Annotated in this window: 23 protein-coding genes; 18 read left to right on the forward strand and 5 right to left on the reverse strand. The window is 33.1% G+C overall.

Going from position 1 to position 23,341, the window contains the following annotated elements; genetic code table 11:
• Window positions 1-99 precede the first annotated feature (99 nt).
• From DW006_RS02295 to holA, 7 genes are all read left to right on the forward strand, one after another.
• Window positions 100-528 (forward strand): DMT family transporter, encoded by a 429-nt coding sequence (locus DW006_RS02295; RefSeq protein ID WP_117998869.1) that lies wholly within the window; start codon window positions 100-102, stop codon window positions 526-528.
• A gap of 97 nt (window positions 529-625) precedes the next feature.
• Window positions 626-1,237 (forward strand): helix-hairpin-helix domain-containing protein, encoded by a 612-nt coding sequence (locus tag DW006_RS02300; protein ID WP_117998870.1) that lies wholly within the window; start codon window positions 626-628, stop codon window positions 1,235-1,237.
• Between the two features lie 26 nt (window positions 1,238-1,263).
• Window positions 1,264-1,950 carry a response regulator transcription factor gene (locus DW006_RS02305; protein ID WP_117998871.1) on the forward strand — a complete coding sequence of 229 codons (687 nt, stop codon included), beginning with the start codon at window positions 1,264-1,266 and terminating at the stop codon, window positions 1,948-1,950.
• Window positions 1,951-1,954: 4 nt separating this feature from the next.
• Entirely contained in the window at window positions 1,955-3,418 is a 1,464-nt protein-coding gene (locus tag DW006_RS02310) for a HAMP domain-containing sensor histidine kinase (RefSeq protein ID WP_158561042.1), read from the forward strand.
• Between the two features lie 10 nt (window positions 3,419-3,428).
• Window positions 3,429-4,343 (forward strand): GerMN domain-containing protein, encoded by a 915-nt coding sequence (locus DW006_RS02315; RefSeq protein WP_118436231.1) that lies wholly within the window; start codon window positions 3,429-3,431, stop codon window positions 4,341-4,343.
• Between the two features lie 3 nt (window positions 4,344-4,346).
• Window positions 4,347-6,911 (forward strand): DNA internalization-related competence protein ComEC/Rec2, encoded by a 2,565-nt coding sequence (locus DW006_RS02320; RefSeq protein WP_117998874.1) that lies wholly within the window; start codon window positions 4,347-4,349, stop codon window positions 6,909-6,911.
• 85 nt (window positions 6,912-6,996) lie between these two features.
• A complete protein-coding gene (holA, locus tag DW006_RS02325; protein ID WP_022164807.1) occupies window positions 6,997-7,977 on the forward strand; it encodes a DNA polymerase III subunit delta in 981 nt (326 codons plus the stop codon).
• 147 nt (window positions 7,978-8,124) lie between these two features.
• Here the strand turns inward: holA and rpsT are convergent, their stop codons facing one another.
• Entirely contained in the window at window positions 8,125-8,388 is a 264-nt protein-coding gene (gene rpsT / locus DW006_RS02330; protein ID WP_117998875.1) for a 30S ribosomal protein S20, read from the reverse strand.
• 231 nt (window positions 8,389-8,619) lie between these two features.
• On the opposite strand from rpsT, the gene gpr reads away from it, so the two are divergent.
• Both gpr and spoIIP read left to right on the forward strand, forming a co-directional pair.
• Window positions 8,620-9,516, forward strand: a complete 897-nt coding sequence (gpr, locus tag DW006_RS02335; RefSeq protein WP_117998876.1) for a GPR endopeptidase — start codon at window positions 8,620-8,622, stop codon at window positions 9,514-9,516.
• A gap of 138 nt (window positions 9,517-9,654) precedes the next feature.
• Window positions 9,655-10,836, forward strand: coding sequence for a stage II sporulation protein P (gene spoIIP / locus DW006_RS02340; RefSeq protein ID WP_158561044.1), 1,182 nt, complete (start codon window positions 9,655-9,657; stop codon window positions 10,834-10,836).
• A 132-nt stretch (window positions 10,837-10,968) separates the two neighbouring features.
• Here the strand turns inward: spoIIP and dut are convergent, their stop codons facing one another.
• Genes dut through DW006_RS02355 form a run of 3 tightly spaced genes read right to left on the reverse strand, consistent with a single transcriptional unit; the run spans window position 10,969 to window position 13,140 of the window.
• A complete protein-coding gene (gene dut, locus DW006_RS02345) occupies window positions 10,969-11,400 on the reverse strand; it encodes a dUTP diphosphatase (RefSeq protein ID WP_117998878.1) in 432 nt (143 codons plus the stop codon).
• Window positions 11,401-11,452: 52 nt separating this feature from the next.
• Entirely contained in the window at window positions 11,453-11,980 is a 528-nt protein-coding gene (nrdG, locus tag DW006_RS02350) for an anaerobic ribonucleoside-triphosphate reductase activating protein (RefSeq protein ID WP_117998879.1), read from the reverse strand.
• Window positions 11,981-11,991: 11 nt separating this feature from the next.
• Complete coding sequence (locus DW006_RS02355) at window positions 11,992-13,140, reverse strand: NADP-dependent malic enzyme (protein WP_117998880.1); 1,149 nt, start codon at window positions 13,138-13,140, stop codon at window positions 11,992-11,994.
• Window positions 13,141-13,411: 271 nt separating this feature from the next.
• Between DW006_RS02355 and rho the strand changes: the two genes are divergently transcribed.
• The 5 genes from rho to prfA all read left to right on the forward strand — a co-directional run bounded on the left by rho (window position 13,412) and on the right by prfA (window position 18,447).
• Window positions 13,412-14,914: a transcription termination factor Rho gene (rho, locus tag DW006_RS02360; protein ID WP_117998881.1), complete on the forward strand. Its 1,503-nt coding sequence runs from the start codon at window positions 13,412-13,414 to the stop codon at window positions 14,912-14,914.
• Between the two features lie 140 nt (window positions 14,915-15,054).
• On the forward strand, window positions 15,055-15,255 hold the full coding sequence (rpmE, locus tag DW006_RS02365; RefSeq protein ID WP_022165814.1) for a 50S ribosomal protein L31: 201 nt from the start codon (window positions 15,055-15,057) through the stop codon (window positions 15,253-15,255).
• Window positions 15,256-15,338: 83 nt separating this feature from the next.
• Window positions 15,339-16,544 (forward strand): DUF1385 domain-containing protein, encoded by a 1,206-nt coding sequence (locus DW006_RS02370; RefSeq protein WP_117998882.1) that lies wholly within the window; start codon window positions 15,339-15,341, stop codon window positions 16,542-16,544.
• Complete coding sequence (gene prmC, locus DW006_RS02375) at window positions 16,532-17,371, forward strand: peptide chain release factor N(5)-glutamine methyltransferase (protein WP_243002559.1); 840 nt, start codon at window positions 16,532-16,534, stop codon at window positions 17,369-17,371. The genes DW006_RS02370 and prmC overlap by 13 nt, the downstream gene beginning before the upstream one ends.
• A gap of 2 nt (window positions 17,372-17,373) precedes the next feature.
• Window positions 17,374-18,447, forward strand: coding sequence for a peptide chain release factor 1 (gene prfA, locus DW006_RS02380; protein ID WP_117998883.1), 1,074 nt, complete (start codon window positions 17,374-17,376; stop codon window positions 18,445-18,447).
• 107 nt (window positions 18,448-18,554) lie between these two features.
• Here prfA and DW006_RS02385 read toward each other — a convergent pair whose 3' ends face one another.
• Window positions 18,555-19,022 carry an HD domain-containing protein gene (locus DW006_RS02385; protein ID WP_117998884.1) on the reverse strand — a complete coding sequence of 156 codons (468 nt, stop codon included), beginning with the start codon at window positions 19,020-19,022 and terminating at the stop codon, window positions 18,555-18,557.
• A gap of 248 nt (window positions 19,023-19,270) precedes the next feature.
• On the opposite strand from DW006_RS02385, the gene DW006_RS02390 reads away from it, so the two are divergent.
• From DW006_RS02390 to DW006_RS02410, 4 genes are read left to right on the forward strand one after another with little or no spacing between them, the layout of a single operon-like run.
• Window positions 19,271-20,086, forward strand: coding sequence for an RNA methyltransferase (locus DW006_RS02390; protein WP_117998885.1), 816 nt, complete (start codon window positions 19,271-19,273; stop codon window positions 20,084-20,086).
• 17 nt (window positions 20,087-20,103) lie between these two features.
• The gene (locus DW006_RS12230; protein ID WP_243002560.1) at window positions 20,104-21,126 is read left to right on the forward strand and encodes a PqqD family peptide modification chaperone; all 1,023 of its coding nucleotides are present in this window, start codon (window positions 20,104-20,106) and stop codon (window positions 21,124-21,126) included.
• Window positions 21,119-21,592 carry a S24/S26 family peptidase gene (locus tag DW006_RS02405; protein WP_117998886.1) on the forward strand — a complete coding sequence of 158 codons (474 nt, stop codon included), beginning with the start codon at window positions 21,119-21,121 and terminating at the stop codon, window positions 21,590-21,592. The genes DW006_RS12230 and DW006_RS02405 overlap by 8 nt, the downstream gene beginning before the upstream one ends.
• A gap of 31 nt (window positions 21,593-21,623) precedes the next feature.
• Window positions 21,624-23,324 (forward strand): ABC transporter ATP-binding protein, encoded by a 1,701-nt coding sequence (locus DW006_RS02410; RefSeq protein ID WP_158561045.1) that lies wholly within the window; start codon window positions 21,624-21,626, stop codon window positions 23,322-23,324.
• Window positions 23,325-23,341: the final 17 nt, after the last annotated feature.

The raw sequence follows: 23,341 nt of genomic DNA on the forward strand, positions 1-23,341 counted from the left end.
GTTAAGAATAGGTCCCATGGTCTTTGAAGAAGATTTTTTAAATTGCATAAAAGTTACATATTTGGAAATCCTAAAGAAAAAGTTTTTTAGGAGGAAGTTATGTGGGGATTTATTATTGCATTAATATCAGGTGCGTTAATGAGTATACAAGGGGTTTTTAATACGGGAATAACAAAAAGCAGTAGTATGTGGGCAGCAAATTCGTGGGTTCAGCTAACTGCTTTTTTAGTTTGCGTAATTGCATGGTTTGTTACAGGAAAACAAAATGTAATGGGGATGTTTCATGTTGAAAATAAGTACATGCTTTTAGGAGGCGTTATAGGTGCTTTTATAACAATGACAGTTATAAAAGGTATGAACAGTTTAGGTCCGGCAAAAGCTGTGCTTATTATTGTTATATCTCAGATAATTGTTGCATATTTAATTGAGCTGTTCGGTCTGTTTGGCGTAGACAAAGTACCTTTCCAGTGGAGCAAATTGGTTGGTGCCTTAGTTGCAATTGTGGGAATTTTTATTTTTCACAGGTAATTCAATTTTAAAATTGTTAAAAAAGTCAGTTGATAAGTATTGTTTATTTTTGTACAATTAGAGTAGCGTTCGTAGGGAAGCTCCGAAAGGAGAATGAATGGCAAATAAAATAATTATTATGATAACAGTTGTACTTGCAACATGTTCTTTTTTTGTTGGCTGTGGAAAGGATAATTCGGTGCAATTATCCGGTGAAAGTTCTAACGAAAGTGTGTTAGAATCAGGTAGCAAAAAACAGGAAACAAAAAATGATAATATATACGTATATGTTAACGGACAGGTTAAGTATCCGGGTGTGTATAAATTGAAGAATGGTGACAGAGCTTATAAGGCAATTAAGAAAGCCGGCGGTTTAACGAAGAATGCTAAGAAAAACAACATTAATTTAGCAGAAACAGTTGTAGATGCTCAAAATATTTATGTAATGTCTAAGAAAGAATACAAAAAGAGTCTTTCAAAGAAAAGCATATCTGGTGAAACTAATGATAGTTTAAGCGAAAATCAGGATATAAATAGCAGTCTGATTAACATAAATACGGCAAGGGAAAGTGAATTAACCAAGTTGCCTGGAATTGGAAACTCAAAGGCGGCAGCAATTATAAAATATAGAGAAGAGAATGGTAGTTTTTCTTCAAAAGAAGACATTAAAAATGTATCAGGTATAGGCGACTCAACCTATTCCAATATTGAAGATTTAATTACCGTATAGGATATAGATAGTAGGAGAGAAATAAAATGAAGGCTTTAGTGGTAGATGATGAAAAGTTAATTGTTAAAGGACTGAAATTTAGTCTTGAGCAGGACGGATATGAAGTGGATTGTGCCTATGACGGACAGGAAGCCATAGATAAGGCAAGAGATAAAGAATATGACATTATGCTTTTAGATCTAATGTTACCTGTATTTGACGGATATCAGGTTTGTCAGCAGGTTAGGGAATTTTCAGATGTTCCAATAATTATGCTTACAGCAAAAGGCGAGGATATGGATAAGATTTTAGGACTTGAATATGGAGCAGATGATTATATCACTAAGCCTTTTAACATTCTTGAAGTGAAAGCAAGAATTAAAGCGATTATAAGACGTAATCGCAGAAAAACTCCTACAGTACAGGAAGAACCAAAAGTAATTGTGTCAGGTAGCATGAAATTAGATATAGATGCAAAACGTCTGTACATAGATGAAAAGGAAATAAGACTTACTGTAAAAGAGTTTGATATTTTAAAACTTTTAGCTGAAAATCCCGGCAAGATTTATTCAAGAGAACAGTTGCTTACTTTAATTTGGGGTACAAAGTATCCGGGAGATGCGAGAACTGTAGATGTTAATGTAAGAAGATTAAGAGAAAAAATAGAAGAAAACCCTGCAAAACCAGAGTATGTTCATACAAAGTGGGGCATGGGTTATTACTTCCAGGGATAGAACAATGGAAAAAAAGTGGTTAAAAAAAATAATTAATTTATTAAGAAGCTTAAGATTTAAGATATTTATATCGGTGTCTTTACTAATAATGATACCAACAATAATTGTTAGTATTGTATTGGTAAATTTATCGGTAGACTCTTATAGTGATAAGAAGATAGAACGATTTAAAATAAACAACTCCATGCTAAAAAATAGCATAGTAAGTGAGGGTTATTTAGAAAAAAATAACCAGTCTAAGGTTATAGAAACTCAAATAGCACAGCTTGCAGGGGAACATAACTGTAGAGTACAGATTATTAACAGCCAGTATGTTATTGTTGAAGATACAGACAACAGTGCAGTTGGAAAAACAAGTGTTGCTGAGAATGTAATCAAGGCAATGGAGGGAAAAAGCATATTTATTAACAGCAAAAAAGGTAAATATGTTGAATTTGCCCAGCCTTTGATTATAAGCGTTAATGTTTCAAATAATATAGTTAATAACAAGTCAAGCATTATAGGTGTTTTGTATATCAGATATTCTATGGAGGATGTACAAAGCTATAGAAAAACAGTTGACAGATTTGCAGCAATTGCAGATTCGTTAGTTGCTGTTTTTGCACTTATTATGGCATGGATTTGTTCGGTAGCGTTTAACAGACCGATTAAGGAAATGTACGGTTCAATTAAGAGAATTACACATGGTCATACACATGATGAAAATAAGAGTAAATATCCTGAAATAACGAAAATAACAGAAGATTTCTCTCATTATGTAGATAGAATGAAAGCACAAAATAAAACAAGACAGGAATTTGTTTCAAATGTTTCCCATGAGTTAAAGACACCGATTACATCAATGAAGGTGTTGGCAGAATCCTTAATTGGAAATCAGGGGATGCCTGAAGAATTATATCAGGAATTTTTAGGTGATATTTGTAAGGAAATTGACAGGGAAAATGACATTATAACCGATTTGTTAAGTTTGGTTAAAATGGAAAAGCCGGATGTAGAACTTAATATTTCAACTGTAAATATCAATGAAATATTAGAGACTGTATTAAAACGACTAAAACCTATTGCTGAAAATAAAAACATCGAGCTTGTATTTGAAAGTTTCAGACCAGTTATTGCCGATGTAGATGAGATAAAATTTGCAAGCGTTGCAACTAACTTAGTTGAAAATGCAATAAAATATAACAATACGGATGGGACGGTTACAGTTTCACTTAATTCAGACCATCAGTATTTTTACCTAAAGGTAATTGATACAGGTATTGGTATTGCAGAGGAAGATCAGGAAAGAGTTTTTGAAAGATTCTTTAGAGTGGATAAGGCAAGAGCCAGAGAGACCGGTGGAACAGGTTTAGGTTTGGCTATTACAAAAGATATTGTTCTCAAGCATCATGGATCAATTAAGATTCATAGTAAAGAAGGAGAGGGAACAACATTTATTGTAAGAATTCCGCTTAAATATATTGTATAAGGGTGTAAAAATGAAAACTACAAGAATTTTAATTATTACCGTAATGTTAAGTATGGTTGCATCTTTGTTTGTTGCCTGTGGCAATAATGAAGAAAAGAAAAAATCAGGTTTGTCGGTTTACTACGTTTCAAAAAGTGAAAATACAGTTGCAACTGAACAACATAACCTGAAAAATAAAAGTACAATTCAAAGTATTGGTGAAATACTTGATTGCTTAACTACTCAGGGAAAAGAGCAGAATTATAAAAGTGCAATACCAAAAAGTGTAAAGGTAAACGGCTATGACTTTTTAGACGGAGTAGTGAAAATAGATTTTAGTAAGAAATATTATGACTTAAGTTCTAAAAGAGAACTGCTGCTTAGGTCTTCAGTTGTTTTAAGTCTTATACAGTTAAAGTCAGTTGAGTACGTTGCATTTACTGTAGAAGGAAAACCATGTACAGGAAAAGACGGAAAGTATTTAAATGCAATGAATGCTTCTGATTTTGTATCAGATTTAGGAAACAATAAGCAGGATAAACAGGATTTTATTTTATATTTTTCTAATGAAAAAGGGACAGCATTAAAAGAATATAAATTAAAAAATGTTAAATATGGAAATAAAACAAAGGAAAGATACATTGTTGAACAGCTGATTAAAGGTCCTTCCAGAAAAGGATTTGTAGGAACTTTGTCTTCCCAAATTAAGATATTAAGCGTTGTTACAGCGAACAGTATCTGTTATGTAGACTTTGACAGTAATTTCTTAACAGAACGAAATCAGGTGGCACCTAAAGTTGTTATTTATTCTATTGTTAATTCACTATCGGAACTTGATAAAGTTCATAAGGTTCAGATAAGTGTTAGAGGTGAAACTTCAATTAAGTACAATGAGGAAATTTCTTTAGAGCAGCCATTTATAAGAAATTTAGATTTAATTAAATAGAAGGTGAAAAGCATTAAACGACCAATTTTTATATCATTTTTGGCTTTTGTATTTGGAGAGTTTATTGCTGAAACTAATTTATATAGTGGAATAAGGATTGGGATTATAATTACTTCCATTGTATTTATAGTAGGTTATACAATCATCACTAAACAACAGGTAAGTTTTTTAGTGGTGATTTTTTTGTTTTTGGTTATGGGTTTAGTTATTACGAAATCAGAACAGGCTACCAGAGATGAGATATATTCCATTGAAGACGGTAATGTTAAAGTAAGTGGGATAGTTGCAAAAATAACAGAAACGAAAATGGGGTACGGAATTTATTTAAGGAAATCCAAATTTGACGCTGGAAAAAATGAAAATATAATTGTATATGCAGAGGATGTTTCTAAAATAAAAATAGGCAATGTAATAGAAGTGCGGGGAGATTTTGAACAATTTGAAAATACACGTAATCAGGGCAATTTTGACAGCAGGAAATATTACGAAAGTCTTGGTATATACGGGACGCTTAGTGCTAATAAGATTGTTGTAATCGATAAAAGAGTCAACATTTTTAAAGAAAATATACGCCAGTTAAAAAGCTTTATTGAAAAAAGACTTGATGATATATGCAATAAAAATAAATGGAATTTGGAAATATTAAAAAATAAAGATTCCATGTATGAGGCAATACTGTTAGGTGATAAAAATAATCTGGATACTGAAATAAAAGACTTGTACGCTTTTTCGGGAATTGCTCATGTGCTTGCTATTAGTGGGTTGCATATAAGCATCATTGGCATATTTATTTACAATAGCCTTAGAAGGAAATTTAAGTTTTTTGTATCAGCATTTTTTTCAATAATAGTGGTGTTTTTATTTGGCTTTCTGTCAGGCATGGCTGTGGCAACAATTAGGGCAATGGTTATGTTTGCATTAAGATTAATAGGTGATGCCATAGGAAGAAATTATGATGGTCTTACGTCTATGTCCCTTGCAGGAATACTGTTACTTATCAACAATCCTTTTATTATTTACAATTCGGGCTTTCAGATGTCCTTTGCAGCAATTTTTTCCATAATAATAGTATGGAAAAAAATAGAGTATGTTTTTCAGTTTAAAGAAAAAATTAGAAATTTAGACAAAAACAAAGAGAACGATAACGTTATATCTAAAAAAGATAGAAGAATAAATAAATTAAAAAAAGCAAAGTACAAATGTGAAAGCTCCTTAATGTTTAGTGCAGTAGTGTCAATATTTATGAGCCCTATAGTAGCATATAATTATTATTCATTGCCAACCTACGGGTTCTTACTTAATCTTATAATTATTCCGCTAATGAATATTGTTGTTATATCAGGAATTGTTGGAATTATGTTGTCTTTAATAACAACAACGTTAGGAGTAGTAGGCATAATGCCGGGAGCGTTGGTTTTAGAATTTTATGAGAAATTATGTGATTTAATGGCTGATGTACCCTTATCAAATATAACTGTGGGAAAGCCTGAAGTATGGCTGATAGTGTGTATTTATATATTATTTCTAATAGGAGTGTGTTGGTTAGAAAAAAGAAGAAAACAATTTGAAAGGGAAGAAAAAGTATTACGGAAAACTGTTCCTTTAGGCGGGATAACAATGATTGAAAAATTAAATATAGAAAGAAATAGAAGAGTAAAGGAGTTACAATTATACAGCGTTTTCCTTTTGCAAATTGTTTTATTCCAAGTTGTGATTTATGGTTATTATCCTGTAAAAAATAACATTGTGAATAGTAGAAAACTAAATATATCAATGCTTGATGTGGGACAGGGTGATGGGATATTTTTAAGAATGCCTAACAACACAACAATGCTAATAGACGGTGGAAGCACCACAGTAAAAAATGTGGCAAAGAACAGAATTGTACCAACTATTCAGTCAAGGGGACATGGAACAATAGATTATGTGGTAGTTACACATTGTGATGAAGACCATGTTAACGGTATAAACGAGCTTTTAAACAGTAGTATCAAAAAACTAAAGATTAAAAATATCATATTGCCTGACATATATTTAAAGGATGAAAAATACATGTCAGTTGTAAACAGTGCAGAAAACAATAAAATAAATGTACTTTACATTACAAAAGGGAATAGCCTGAAAATAGGTAATGTGAAATTTACCTGTTTAAGTCCCGGAACGGAATACATAAATGATGACCGAAATGATTATTCAACGGTTTTGAGATTGGAGTACCATCAGTTTTCAATGGTTTTCACAGGGGACATATCCGGTGAAATCGAAGAAAAAATACTGGAGGACAAGTTAGTTGTTAATAATATAAGGGCATGTGTTGCCTTAAAGGTAGCTCACCATGGTTCAAAATATTCTACAACAGACAGGTGGCTTGAGAAAATAAAGCCAACTTATTCATTTATTTCCGTAGGAAAAAACAATATGTACGGGCATCCCACACAGGAAACTTTAGATAGATTGGAGCAGGTGACTTCCAAAATATTTAGAACAGACTATTCAGGAGAAGTGGATATAATAAGTGATGGCAAGGAGATTAATATAATAGAAAACATAAAAAATACAGATAAGTAATAGTGGTTACTTGTTCATAAATTTAATGTATGTTAAAATTATGAACAATGTAAGAAAAAAGATACAATTATGGAAAGGCAGAAAAGTGAAAACATTATCAGAAGATATAAAATCAGGAAATTTTAAAAATGCATATTTAATTTGTGGTGAAGAGGAATACCTAAAGCTTAATTATAAGAATCAGATGATTAAGGCAATTGCAGGTGACGATACCATGAATCTGGCTTTATATGAAGGAAAAAACTTCGATGTTAATGAAGTAATAGATAATGCTGAAACATTTCCTTTTTTTGCAGAACACAGATTAATAGTTATGGAGTCAACAGGGCTTTTTAAAAGCGGTGGTGAACAATTAGCGGAGTATATGTCAAAAATACCTGAAAGTACGGTTTTTTTGTTTGTAGAACAGGATGTGGACAAAAGAAGCAAGATGTACAAGGCTGTTAAGGCTAATGGTTATATTTGCGAGATTAACAGACAGACGGAAAAAGACTTAAGTATGTGGGCTGCAAGAATATTTGCACATGACGGTAAGAAAATAACTAATGCTAACATGTCGTATTTAATAGGTAATGTTGGAACGGACATGGAAGTCCTTTCCAGAGAAATCGAGAAGCTTATTAGTTATGATCTAGACAAGGACGTTATATCCAAAGAAGATATAGATGCGGTGTGTATTAAACAGTTGAACGTTAGAATATTTGACATGGTGGATGCAATTTCCGTAAAGAATCAAAAGAAAACTTTGGACTGTTATTATGAGTTAGTAGCAGAAAAAGAACCACCAATGAGAATATTGTTTATGGTTTCAAGACAGTTTAACTTAATCCTTCAGGCAAAAGATTTATCAGCAAGAGGCATGGATAGAAATGCAATAGCATCTGTAATGGGTGTGCAGGGATTTATTGCAAACAAAAGCATTAATCAAAGCAGAAACTTTTCTGTAAATGAATTAAAGCTGGCATTAGCAGATTGCGTTGCAACAGAAGAGAATATAAAAAAAGGCATAATGGATGAAAACATAGGAGTAGAAATGCTCTTAGTTAAATACAGTAGAAAGAATTAAAATAAGAAAAAATAAATAAAAAAATAGAAAGAATAAAACAAAAAGAATAAAATAGAAGAACTAAAAACAAAAGAGATAAACAAAAGATAAAAATAAGCAAAATAAAACGCCGGTTAAAAACCGACGTTTTATTTTGTTTGCTTAAAATTAAGCAATTGTGTTTACTAATTTTGTTAATCTAGAAACTTTTCTAGCTACGTTGTTCTTGTGGTAGATACCCTTTGAACCAGCCATTGTAATAGCCTTTGTAGCTGCCTTTAAAGCTGCTTCAGCTGCTACCTTGTCGTTAGCTGCTACTGCTGCTTCAACCTTCTTGATTGAAGTCTTAACTGCTGACTTAACGCCTTTGTTTCTTTCGTATTTTGTCTGATTAACTAAAATTCTTTTCTTTGCTGACTTAATGTTAGCCATTTTTCTTACCTCCGCGATAAATAAAAATTATAAAATTTGATTTCCGTTGAGAGAGATTGGAAATCAGTTTCATAGTCTGTATCCTTTGGAATATGCGGACTAGATACAGACATCAAGATTTATTCTAGTAAAAAAGCACAATGTTGTCAATACTATTTGTAGATAAAAACAGAATAAAAATAAAATAACAAATGACAGAACAAAAAAGGTAAAGCAAAAAGGAGATTAACCATGAAAAATATTTATACAGATTTAGCGCTGGAAGAAAGAGAAAAGTTTAACAGGGATATTCAAATAGAAGGAGTTGAAAGTTATCAGAAAAAAGAAAATAGCGTAAACATGCTGACCACAGTTGTAAAAATTGTTAATGAAAAAGGAAAAGAAACCATGGGCAAACCAATTGGAAGCTATATTACAATGGAATCTCCCAAAATCAGATATTCTAAAGAAGCCCATAGAAGAGAGCTGGGAAAGTTTTTATGCAATTATTTAAAAGAGATTACATCAAAAGAAAATATCAAATCAATCCTTATAGTAGGTCTTGGAAATTCAATGGCGACCCCTGATGCATTAGGTCCCAAAACTGTAAGGGATATAATATGCACTAAGAACATATATTGTATGGCACCGGGGGTTTTATCACAAACAGGCATGGAAACTTACGACATTATAAAAGGTGTGGTGTCCCAAATTGATCCAGATTTAATTATTGCAATAGATTCTTTAGCAGCAAGAAACGTTAGAAGAATTACAACAACAATTCAAATAACAAACACAGGCATTACCCCAGGCTCAGGAATCGGAAATCACAGAAAAGGTCTAAACGAAGAAAGTCTTGGAAAAAAAGTAATAGCCATAGGCGTGCCAATGGTTGTAAGTGGTGCAACAATTGTAAATGACACAATGGAAAATTTAATAAGAATACTTTCAAAAATAGAAAACAATCCGATTGGAAATGCTTTTAAAGACTACACACCACAGGAAAAATATCAATTGTTTGAGGAACTATTGTCAGAAGAAACAGAGGACTTGTTTGTGACACCAAAAGATGTAGATGAAATTGTTGACAACTTAAGTAAAATAATTGCACATGGCATTAATGATTTTTGCAGGGAAGTGTTGTCATAAACTAAAGCTTTTCCACATATATTATATAAGTGGGACAAAGGTGGGGGAAATATGTGTAAAGGTACTTTTTTTCAAAATCTCATGAAAATAATAATCGTAATATTATGTGTATATATTGGAGTAAGGTGCGTAAGCATAATGACTAAAGAGGAGATAAAAGACCAGACAGGCAATGTTATAAACGATGCATCGGACATAATTGTCAAGGAACTTGTGGAAAATGGTGATGTAATGAAACAATATATGTTATATATTGAAAATCACAAATCTTTATCGACAGCAGCAAAGAAAAAAGTCCTTAACGAAATAGTTTCTGAGTATATTGCAAAAAGTGAATACACTTATAATATTGATGATCCGGGTTACAAACAAGTAATTAATCTGGTGTATGAAAATGCGAAAAGCACGGAAACAAAAGAAAATCCCACAACAAAGAAAAATATAGATAAGACAAACAAAACAACAAAGAAAATCAAAAAAGATAAAGCTGTTAAAACAGCCACAAAAACAATTGTACCAAAGCCAAAAATTAATGGAAAAGTTTATACGGAAAGCAATATTGGAAGTTTCAACAACATTCTTAGCAAGTATTATATTGTAACGTCTGCCACAACATTTAAAGAAGCGGATATGCCTTTAAAATCAGCCATTAATGAAAAATTCAAAATAAAGGGAAATAATAAAAAGCCCCAGATTCTAATATATCATACTCATTCAAGGGAGGAGTTTGTAAATAGCAACGGAAATGATGACACCACAATAATCGGAGTAGGTGACAGACTTTGCAAAATCCTAAAGGAGCAGTTTGGTTATAATGTAATCCACGACAAAACTTATTATGACATTGTAAATGGAAGACTGGACAGAAATGAAGCTTATGACCAGTCAAGAGTAGGCGTAAGAAAAATTATAAAAAAATATCCGTCTATAAGTTTGATTTTAGATGTTCATAGAGATGGTGTAAATACAGGGACAAAACTTGTAACTGAAATAAATGGTAAGTCTACAGCACAGGTTATGTTTTTTAATGGGATGTCAAGATTTAAGACAACTGGAGATATAGGATATTTATACAATCCTTATTTATATGAAAATCTAGCTTTGGCATTTCAAATGAAACTTAACGCGGAATGTTATTATCCGGGTTTTGCAAGGCATAATTATGTAAATGCATATAAATACAATTTAGATTTGTGTAAACAATCTATGCTTATAGAAGTGGGTGCACAAACTAATACATATCAGGAGGCAAAGAACGCAGCAGAACCGTTAGCCTGGTTAATAAATATCGTAATGGGAAAAAATAAGGATAATAACTAAAAAAGTTACTATCCTTAAAAACATTATAAAATCCATATTATATATTGATTTATAAGTTATTTATTATTATTAATTAATAAATAGTTGATTTGATTATAAATAGTTAATAATCAAATAATCATTAATCAACTGTTATTTGTTTCCTGTAGAACCAAATCCGCCAACTCCACGAACTGTTTTTGAGAGTTTCCCAACTTCTGTAAAGTCAACTTTTAAAAATGGAGCAATTACCATCTGGGCAATTCTGTCACCAGGTTCAACAGTTTTAGCCTCGTTAGAGTGATTGTATAGTGCAACAGTGATTTCACCTCTGTAGTCAGCATCAACAACTCCGACTTTATTTGCAGGGGCAAGTCCTTCTTTACATGAAAGACCGCTTCTGGCATATACGAAACCTGCATAGCCCATAGGAATTTCCATTGCGAGTCCTGTGCCGATAAATTCAGTTGCTCCGGGAGCAATTGTAACAGGATTATCAATTGCAGCATATAAATCTGCACCTGCTGCGTATTCAGAACCGTATGTTGGTATTACAGCATTTTCCTTTAATTTTTTTATGTTCATAAAATACCTCGTCTATTAAATGTAAAATAATTTTTTTGACAATATTGCAAAACTACAGTTGCTTTTCCCACAAGACAATTTTCTTCTCTTTTAGAGTTTCAGGAATTTTAATTAATCTCTGATTCTCTGAGCCTCTAAATGTAAGAGAAATGTTTCGTAAGGCTTCAATGTAAGGCCCGTCAACTAAAACATCTATATAAGATAACAACTCTCTTGTCTCAGGATACTTAACATACATGTTTTCCATAATATCCTTTTCAAAAACATAACCTGTAAAACACCAGATGGTTTTGTCGGGATAGACTTCTTTTATTTTGCGTGCCAATGGTAAAAGACCACGTTGGTTTTCAATTTCCAATGGTTCGCCACCAAGAAAAGTAACGCCGGCATAAGCACCAAAACTTAAAGTGTCAATAATATAATCAATAGTTTCCTGTGTAAACTCTTTCCCGTAATTAAAATCCCAAGCCTGTTCATTAAAGCAACCGGGACATCTATGATTGCATCCGCTGACAAAAAGGGAAAGTCTGATTCCCGGTCCATTTGCAATATCATATGTTTTTAATTCAGCGTAATTCAAAAAATCACTCCTTAAATATTGTTTCTGACAGCTTTACTTACAACATCTGCAACATCAGGATTAAATGCTTCAGGTAAAATATTTTCATCATTTAATTCATCATCAGGAACAAGTGATGCAATTGCAAGAGCAGCAGCTAATTTCATTTCTTCTGTAATCTGCTTTGCACGACCTTCTAAAGCACCCTTGAAAATTCCAGGGAATGCTACAACATTGTTTACCTGGTTAGGGAAGTCAGAACGACCAGTTCCAACAACTCTTGCACCTGCAGCCTTTGCTACATCAGGCATAATTTCAGGAACAGGGTTAGCCATTGCAAAAATAATAGCGTCCTTATTCATTGTTTTAACCATTTCTGCTGAAACCATGTTTGGAGCAGAAACACCAATGAAAATATCTGCACCAACTAAAGCGTTTGCAAGTTTTCCCTTTTGACCTGAAAGGTTAGTAACTTCTGCCATTTCTTTCTGAGCCCAGTTTAAATCTTCAATATCTTTTGAAAGAATGCCGTATAATCCACAGATAGTAACATCCTTAAAACCGTAAGTTAAAAGAAGTTTGCAAATTGCAATTCCTGCAGAACCGTCGCCATTAATTACAACCTTGCAGTTTTCCTTTTCTTTTCCAACAACCTTAAGAGCATTAATAATTCCTGCTAAAACAACGATAGCAGTACCATGCTGATCATCGTGGAAAACAGGTATATCAAGTTTTTCCTTAAGTTTGCTTTCTATTTCAAAACATCTTGGAGCTGAAATGTCTTCTAAGTTAATGCCACCAAAGCCGGGAGCAATTCTTGCGACGGTGTCGACAATTTCATCAGGATCCTGTGTGTCAAGGCAAATAGGAACGGCATTTACACCACCAAATTCCTTAAATAAAACAGCTTTTCCTTCCATAACAGGCATTGCTGCTTCAGGACCAATATTTCCAAGACCAAGAACTGCGCTGCCGTCAGATACAACAGCTACAGTGTTTGCTTTCCATGTATATTTGTAAACATCATCAGGGTTTGCAGCGATTTTTCTGCAAGGTTCTGCAACACCCGGTGTATAAGCTAAAGATAAATCTTCGCGGGTTTTTACGTGACATTTAGCTTCTGTGCTTAATTTCCCATTTAATTCTTCATGCAATTTTAATGCTTTTTCATTAGTTGTCATGATAAACCTCCATATATATTTAATTTTACGTGTTATGAAACTACACAACTCAGATAAGTATACCATAATTTAAAAATTAACACTATGATTTTTTGGTGGTGTGTGTTAGAATATGTATCTAATGAATTTAAAAAGTCTTTAGGGAAGTCCCCTAGTGAATCCCATGTGAATTATAAATCAATATTACTTTTTATATTTACAATATGAAAATCAATTTATTTACTACGGACAGAAAATTTGGCTCTGTTTGTGAAAGGAGATTATTAGTAAAATGAGAGAAAAATTGCAATCATTACCAGTGGGAGAGTTAAGAAAAATTGCAAAAGAAAATGGCATAAAATCTGTTACAACATTAAGAAAACAACAGTTAGTTGACATGATTTTAGAAGTTACACAGAGAAAAGAAAAAGAAGCTTCAAGCAGTGAACCGGAAACAGTTGAAAAAAGTGAAGCAGAAACAGCCACAAACAGTGAAGCAATACAGAGTGACGATAATAATGAAAAGAATATAGAAAAAGAAAGTGGAAAATCTCATCCTACAGCAGAATATGGTACGGGAGAACATAGAGTTAGAAGAAGAGTTGTTCATAAGTCAAAGGAGGAACAGATAGAACATAAAGATGAAATTCCAAATGAACAAGGCAAAATGAGAACAGGTATTTTGGAAGTTATGCCTGATGGATTCGGCTTTATAAGATGTGATAACTTTCTACCGGGAGATAATGACGTTTACGTTGCACCATCTCAGATTAAAAGATTCAGACTTAAAACAGGAGATTATGTAACAGGTAGAGTTAGAGAAAAAAGAGAAAATGAAAAATTCGGTGCTTTATATTATTTAGAAAAGGTTAATGACGAACCACTAGATAAAGTAATGAACCGCCCTAATTTTGAAGATCTTACACCGATTTTTCCAAATGAAAGATTACACTTAGAAACAGATGGTCACAGTACAGCAATGAGAGTTGTGGATTTGGTAAGCCCTATTGGAAAAGGACAAAGAGGAATGATAGTTGCCCCACCAAAGGCAGGTAAAACAACATTACTTAAAGAAACAGCAAAAGCTGTATTAAAAAATAATCCCGAAATGGAAATCATAATTCTTTTAATAGATGAACGTCCGGAAGAAGTGACAGATATTAAGGAAGCAATCAGAGGTGACAATGTTGATGTTATTTATTCAACATTCGATGAATTACCGGAACACCACAAGAGAGTTTCAGAAATGGTAATAGAGAGAGCTAAAAGATTAGTAGAACATGGGAAAGATGTAATTATCCTTTTAGACAGTATTACAAGACTTGCAAGAGCCTATAACATGACTGTTCCACCAAGTGGAAGAACTTTATCAGGTGGTTTGGATCCGGCAGCACTTCACATGCCAAAAAGATTTTTCGGTGCAGCCAGAAATATGAGAGAAGGTGGCAGTCTTACAATTCTTGCAACTGCGTTAGTTAATACAGGAAGTAAAATGGATGACGTAGTATATGAAGAATTTAAGGGAACAGGTAACATGGAACTTGTACTTGACAGAAAATTATCAGAGAAGAGAATATTCCCTGCAATTGATATTGCACAGTCAGGAACAAGACGTGAAGATTTATTGTTAAGCAATGACGAATTAGGTGCTTCATATATAATAAGAAAAGAAATGAACGGCATGAGAAAAGAAGATGCAGTAGAGCAGATTCTAAATTTATTTGCCAGAACCAAAAATAATGATGACTTTATTAAGCAAATCGCCAAAATTCGAGTAAGCCATAGCAGAAGATAAGTTTTTTTATAAAAAAATGAAATCTTTTTGATAAAAGGGTTGTAAACTATGAAATGCTATGTTATAATGGCTAGGCTATTGAGTAAAAACGGATTGGCGTTGCCAATATGCATAAAAAATAATTCAAAGAGGTGAATGTAATGAGAGAAGGAATCCATCCAGATTACCAGGAAGCAACCGTTACATGTAACTGTGGTAACACATTCGTAACAGGTTCAACAAAACCAGAGCTTCATGTTGAAATTTGTTCAGCATGTCATCCATTCTACACAGGACAGCAGAAAGCTATTTCAGCTCGTGGTAGAATTGATAAGTTCAACAAGAAATATGGTATCAAATAATTTTTAAGGATAACAGGTTGAGAAGCAATTCTCAACCTATTTTCGTAATTAGATAAATTTTTGTTACAAAAGGTGAATTATATATGAGAAATAACAAACTAGGCTCTTCCGGCATTGGCGGTCAGGCTGTCATGGAAGGGATTATGATGAGAAATAAGGAACACTATGCTGTGGCAGTAAGACAGTCAGACGGTTCCATAATTGTAGATACACAGGAATATAAAGGCGTAACAGGAAAGAGTAAGAAATTTCAATTACCATTCATCAGAGGAATTTTTAGTTTTGTGGATTCTTTAGTATTGGGAATCAAGACACTAACATATTCCGCACAGTTTTTTGATGATGATGAAAACTTTGACGAGGAACCGGGACAAATTGAAAAATGGCTTTTAGGAAAAGTTGGTGATAAAGCTGAAAAAGTTATAATGGGACTTACAGTGGCGTTTTCCGTTATAATTGCAGTAGCTTTATTTATGGTTTTGCCATTATTTATTGCTGACTTAATGGAGAAATGTATTCCATGGGTTAAAACTTCTTACGTGCCGGCTATTGAAGGCGTGGTAAAGATTCTTATTTTCATAGGATATTTATTATTAATTTCTTTAATGAAGGATATTAAGAGAACGTTTATGTATCATGGAGCAGAGCATAAATGTATTAACTGTATTGAGAACGGTCATATACTAACAGTCAATAATGTAAGAAAAAGTTCACGTTTTCACAAAAGATGTGGTACAAGTTTTCTTTTAATTGTTTTGGTTATTAGTATTATGTTTTTTATGATTATAAGAACAGATGTTGTTTGGTTAAGATATTTTCTTAGAATTCTGATGGTGCCTGTAATAGCAGGCGTGTCTTATGAGTTCATTAGAAAAGCAGGTACATCTGATAACAAAATCATCAATGCTTTAAGCATGCCGGGCCTTTGGATGCAGAAAATAACAACAAAAGAGCCTACTGACGACATGATAGAAGTTGCCATTGAGGCTGTTGAAGCTGTATTTGATTGGGAACAGTATTTAATTGATAATGGAATTGCTGCAAGAAGACCAAGAAAAGTTAGAAAGCAGGTTTCAAAAGAAAATATAGCGGATATTAATCCGGATGTTGATAGAGTGTTAAATATGTCAATAGATAATGCATTAAAGAGAACATATGTTGATAATTCTGTGAATCCTGAAAGGGATAACATTGGAGATAATGACTTTGAAACATACAATCAGGGAGTTAATAATCAGCAGGAAGAAAAGAAAGTTAAAACAGGTTCAGGATATAATTGGAAGTTTTAGTTATTGAACTGATAAAAGATGCCATACAACAGTTAGAGAAAGCAAACATAGCAGATGCAACGGTTGACAGTTGGCTTTTATCAGAGGACATATTAAATGTAAAAAAACAAAATTATTATATGAATATGGGTATTACTGTTAATGAAGAATTAGCAGCAAAATACAAAGAAGCTGTTAATAAAAGAGCAGAGCATATACCTTTACAGCATATTATTGGGTATCAGCAGTTTTTGGATTATAAGATTTTGGTTAATGAGAATGTTTTAATCCCAAGACCTGAAACAGAACTTTTGGTTGAAAAAATTACTGGTTTTATAGGTAATAATGAAATGAAAGTTCTTGATATGTGTACAGGCTCAGGTTGTATAGCAATAGCTGTTGATAAAATGTGTGACAAGGCATCAGTTGTTGGAGCAGATATTTCAAAAGATGCCTTAGAGGTTGCTGTAAAAAACAACGCCTTAAATCATGCAAATGTTGAATTCACAAAGAGTGATATGTTTTCAAACATAGAAGGAAAATATGACGTAATTGTTTCCAATCCACCGTACATTCCAACTAAAGATGTTGTGGAATTAGAACAGGAAGTAAAGGAGCATGATCCACTTCTTGCGTTAGATGGAAGTGATGACGGATTAAAATTTTATAGAATTATTAGCGAAAATGCTGTAGAATACTTAAGGGAAAAAGGAATGCTTTTTCTGGAGATTGGATATGACCAGGGAAAAACAGTTCCTGATTTGCTAAAAAACAATGGATTTACAAATATAAAAGTTTTTAAAGATTTATCGGGGCTTGACCGTATGGTTGTTGCCGGAAAGGAATAAAAATGTTTGATAAATTAGATGGTATACTTGAAAGATATGACGAAATATTAGAACAGTTAAATGATCCTAACGTTGTTAGTGATCAGTCAAATTTTAGAAAACTTATGAAAGAACAAAGCGACTTGGCTCCTATTGTTGAATTGTACAAGAAATATAAAGAAGCTAAGCAAACTATTGAAGACAGCCTTGCAATTCTTGATGAAGAATCAGATGAAGATATGAGAGAACTTGCAAAGGAAGAATTAAACGGAGCAAAGGCATCTATTCCGGAAATGGAAGACCAGTTGAAAATTCTTCTTTTACCTAAAGATGAAAATGATGACAAAAACGTTATTGTTGAAATCAGAGGTGGTGCAGGTGGTGATGAAGCTGCTTTATTTGCCGCTGAATTATACAGAATGTATTGCATGTACGCTGAAAGCCAGAAGTGGAAAACAGAAATGATTTCTGTAAATGAAAATGGTCTTGGAGGTTTCAAGGAAGTTGTATTTATGATTAACGGTCAGGGAGCTTACTCAAGATTAAAATATGAAAGTGGTGTACATCGTGTACAGCGTATACCTGTTACTGAGTCAGGTGGTCGTATTCATACATCAACTGCAACAGTTGCAATTATGCCTGAAGCAGAAGAAGTTGACGTAGAAATAGATATGAACGATTGCCGTTTTGATGTATTTAGAGCATCAGGTAACGGTGGACAGTGTGTAAATACAACAGACTCTGCTGTAAGACTTACACATATACCAACAGGAATTGTAATTTCATGTCAGGATGAAAAATCACAGTTAAAGAACAAGGATAAAGCTTTAAAGGTACTTCGTGCCAGACTTTACGAATTAGAATGTCAGAAGAAACAGGACGCAGAGTCTGAAGCAAGAAGAAGCCAAATTGGTACAGGAGACCGTTCTGAAAAAATCAGAACATACAATTTCCCACAGGGACGTGTAACAGATCACAGAATTAAATTTACTACACATAGACTTGAAAACATTATGAATGGTGACTTAGATGAAATCATCGATAATTGCGTAGCAGCAGATCAGGCTGCAAAATTAGCACAAGTAGAAGATGAATAAAGTGGATCGAATAATTTATCTTTCCCAGTAAAAATAGCTACAGTTAGAAATACACCTTGTTCTAACTGTAGCTATTTTTTATTGTGAAAAGCAAATAACATAATTTTCTATACTGAATAGCATGGTGTGCCTAATATTGTTTCGTAGGATGAACAAATCTTGTCTGCCAGACTTACAATGTAGCTTTCTCTGTATTTTGGTGGCTTAATGTTTAATGGAAACATATGCTTGGCAATAATGTCCATTTCAATGTTTGTTAATTCAAAATCTTTACTTGCATTATTTAAGGCTGTTTGCGCGTGACTAAAACCATGCCATTTGTGGGAATCGTCTGCCACGTGCCAATCATAAAGAAAATAATCGTGTAGCAGTGCACCACGAATTAAACTGTTATAGTCGCATCTTAAATGCATTTTCTTTGCAATGTAAAAACTAACGTAGGCAACAGCTACACAATGTTCTAAAGTTGAAGTGTCGCCATGTTGAATGTATTTATCCATTCTTTTTACTTTTTCATTTTCAATTATAGGTTTTGCAATTCCTGCAAACTCAATTCTAATAATTTCCTTATTCATAGTAACCTCATTGTAAAAAACTCTAACTATTTAATTATATGGTAAAAAAACTGGATTTGCAATTGTTTACTTATTATTCTTAGGTTATAATTTAAATATGTAAAATTTGTGAAAATACTAAAGTGAATTATTTTTAAACGAAAGAGATTAGAAGGTTATTTGCCTGCTTATATGCAGACAAAGGTAAAATAAAAATTTTTGACTCTGTAGTTTAAAAAGCTTTTTTAGTATTTCAGAAAAGGAAGAATATGCCAAATATTATTGAAATACAGGATTTAAACAGTGAAGAATTAGATATATACGGAAGATTTTCAGAGAGCAGATTATTAAATTTATATGCACCTAATGGCGGGATTTTTATTGCTGAAAGCCCAAAAGTTATTGAGAGAGCATTGGATAGTGGTTACAAGCCTGTGTCTGCTTTAATTGAAAAGAAACATATTGAAACACAAAGTCAGGAAATCATAAAGAGATTAGGGGATGTACCAATTTATACAGGAGAGTTTGATTTGCTTACTAACCTAACAGGCTTCAAGCTGACCAGAGGAATGCTTTGTGCAATGAAGAGAAAAGAACTTCCTACGGTAAGTGAGGTTTGCTATAATGCAAAAAGAATAGCTGTGCTTGAAGACGTGGTAAATCCAACAAATGTGGGGGCAATTTTTCGGTCGGCGGCAGCTTTAAATATTGATGGAGTAATACTTACATCAACTTGTAGCAATCCTCTGTACAGAAGAGCAATAAGAGTAAGCATGGGGACGGTTTTTCAGATAAAATGGACAATTGCCCACACTAAGAAGAAAAACATTAACGAAATTTTACACGAATTAGGCTTTAAGACGGCAGCAATGGCTTTAAAGGAAGAAAGTGTAAATATTGATAATGATGCTTTAATGAATGAAGATAGGCTTGCAATAATTCTTGGCACTGAAGGGGAAGGTCTTACAGAAGAAACAATAAATGGAAGTGACTATACAGTGTGCATACCAATGTCTAACGGCGTGGATTCGTTAAATGTTGCGGCGGCAAGTGCAGTTGCGTTTTGGCAGTTGGGAAATAAATAAAAGGTATTGATTTTATAATGAAAGAACAAAACAACAGAATAGTTCGAAAAGAAAAATATAATATAGCCGGGTTGAAAGTTTTAATGACAACTTATTACGAAGAAACATACAAAAGAGCAGAAAAATATATTGCTAAAGATGAAAACTGGGATGAAAAGGAGGCTGACATTGTCATAGACTTGGGTAATGAGACCTATGAAAAAATCTATGACGAATATATGCCTTATTTAAACTGTGAAGCCATAGAGTATATATATACAGGAAGTTATTTTCATCATCTATTGTTAAAATACAATGGGTGTATGCTTCATTCATCAGGTGTGGTTGTGGATGGATATGCATATTTGTTTTCGGCAAATAGCGGCACCGGGAAATCAACTCATACAGGGCTGTGGTTGGAACATTTTAAAGATAAAGCTTATATAATTAATGATGACAAACCGGTGTTGAAAAAAGAAAATGACAGTTGGTACGTTTATGGAACACCATGGAGTGGTAAATATGACATTAATGCAAATAAAAAAGAACTTCTTGGTGGGATAGTTTTTTTGGAGAGGTCCAAGACAAATTATATAGAACCATTGCAGGTAAAAGATGCAATTCCGTTATTCTATAATCAGACAGTAAAAAGTTTCAAAAAAGTTGAAAACATCGAGTTAGTGTTAAAAACTTTAGAACAGGTATTAACGGAAAATCCCATATACAAAATGGGCTGTGACATATCAGATAGTGCAGTGGAAATGGCTTATAATACAATCAAAATTACGGAGGCTAGGATGAAAATAAAACAGGGATTTATTTTAAGAAATGTTGCCGGGAACAATGTTGTTGTGCCTGTAGGTGAGGCAACAATAGATTTTAATGGCATGATGAGTTTAAATGAAACAGGCGCGTTTTTGTTTGAGAAAATGATAGAGGGAACAACGAAGGAGCAGTTAATTGAGCAATTAATGAGCCAGTACGAAATTGATGCAGATACTGCAAAAAATGACGTTGAAGAATTTATTGAGAAGGTAAAGAAGGAGAATTTGTTTGAATAAAATAGTTCAAATAGAAGATATAGTTCCCATTATTGAAGAACAGCTTAAATCAGGCGGCAAGGTTAGTTTTACGCCAAGAGGAACAAGTATGTTACCTTTGTTTCGGGACAATGTGGATACGGTTATTTTGGCAACACCGGAATTTACATTGAAAAAGTACAATATTGTATTTTATAGAAGAAATAACGGTCAGTATATTTTACATAGAATTGTTAAAGTACAAAAAGACAGCTATAAAATACGGGGAGATAATCAGGTAGTTAATGAGTATGGTATATCAAAAGATAACATAATTGCTGTGGTTGTGGGATTTAAAAGAAATGGAAAAGAATATACAACAGCTAATATTTTATACAAAATTTACAGCATTATATGGGTTAAAACGGTTCTGCTTAGAAAATGTTATAGGAAGGGTAGAAGAATTCTGTCCGGAATAAAAAGAAAAACATTAAGAAAAGACGATTAAAACGATAAATGAAATGAGTAACAGAGACAATATGAATAAAAATTCAGGGTTAAAATGGACAATAAAAAATAGTAAAAAGCAAATGCCATGGATTATTGCACTAAGTGTTTCTAATATAGTGTTGGCTTTGATTGGCACTATATTAGCATTGGCAAGTAAGTTTGCAATAGATGCCGCTCAAAAAGCAGCTACGTCAAAGACGAATGTAGAATTTGTGCATTACAGAAATTTAATTATTATTTATGGCATTATAATTTTCGGTATAATAGCCGGAAGAATGATATTAAGAATTTTTGCACAAAGTCTGTCTGTGAAAATTCAGGCAAAATTGGAAATGAGTATGAGAGAAAGCCTATTCGCAAACATTATCAGCAAGGAATATGACAAAATAAATGTTTATCATAGTGGTGAACTAATGAACAGATTAACAGGTGATGTGGCAATTGTGGCTGGGGGAATAGCAAATATTGTCCCACAGTTTTTATATTTTGCAGCACAGTTTATGGGCGCTTTTGTTATTTTAATTATTTTTGATTGGAAATTTACACTGGTATTTTTAATAGCAGGCATAATAATCTTTGTGGTTACTTTATTTTTTAGAGGAAAATTAAAAAATCTTCACAAGAGAGTTCAGGAAACAGATGGCACTGTAAGGTCTTTTTTTCAGGAGACAATTGAGAGTATATTAGTTGTTAAAACTTTTGGCGTAGAAGAACAGTTTGAAGCAAATGGTAGAATTTTACAGCAGGAAAATTACAATACAAAAATGAAAAGACGTACCATAAGCATACTGGCAAACACAGGCTTTTCCTTTGTATTTAACGGTGGTTATTTATTAGGCTTAATATGGTGTGCCATGAAAGTTAGCATGGGGTTGATGACCTATGGAACTCTTGCGGCGGTGCTACAGTTGATTTCACAGGTGCAGACACCTTTTGTAAATATTACGAAAGTCGTACCACAGTATTACTCAATGATAGCCTCAGCTGAAAGAATACAGGAAATTGAAAAAATTCCAAGTGAAGATGTGGAAGAAACAAAGATAGACACGCAGGAAATTTATAAAAAATTAAAAGAAATAAACATTAATAATATTTCATTTAGTTACGGTAGGTCTGCTATTATAGAAAGTGGTAATGGTAGGATTGCAAAAGGAGATTTCGTTGCCATCAGGGGCATATCAGGAATTGGAAAAAGTACATTAATGCAAATACTTCTAGGTGTTTTTAAGCCAACAGAAGGTTTCGTTGTTTTAGAATTTGATGATAATAGTGTAATGGAAATAAGTCCTAAAACAAGACCGTTGTTCTCTTATGTACCACAGGGAAACTACCTGTTTAGTGGAACTTTGCGTGAGAATATAATGTTAGCAAACAACAAGGCTACACAAGATGAAGTGGAAGACGCTTTAAAAATTAGCTATGTAAAGGATTTTGTGGACAAACTTCCTAAGGGCTTGGATACAGTTATCGGTGAAAAGGGATTAGGCATTTCAGAAGGGCAGGCACAAAGATTTGCAATAGCAAGAGCGTTAATCAGCGACGCACCGATACTTTTGTTAGATGAAGCAACATCAGCATTAGACATTGAAACAGAAAAAGAAGTTCTAAAAGAAATAAAGAAATTAACTGAGAAAACAGTTATAATAATAACACATAAAGAGGCTGCACTGGAAGTGTGCAATAAAGAGATAATAATAAAAGATAAGATATTACATGTGAAAAATATTTAGACAAAAAAAGTCCGACA

Source organism: Eubacterium sp. AF36-5BH (assembly GCF_003460505.1).
Taxonomy (GTDB): domain Bacteria; phylum Bacillota; class Clostridia; order Lachnospirales; family Lachnospiraceae; genus Eubacterium_G.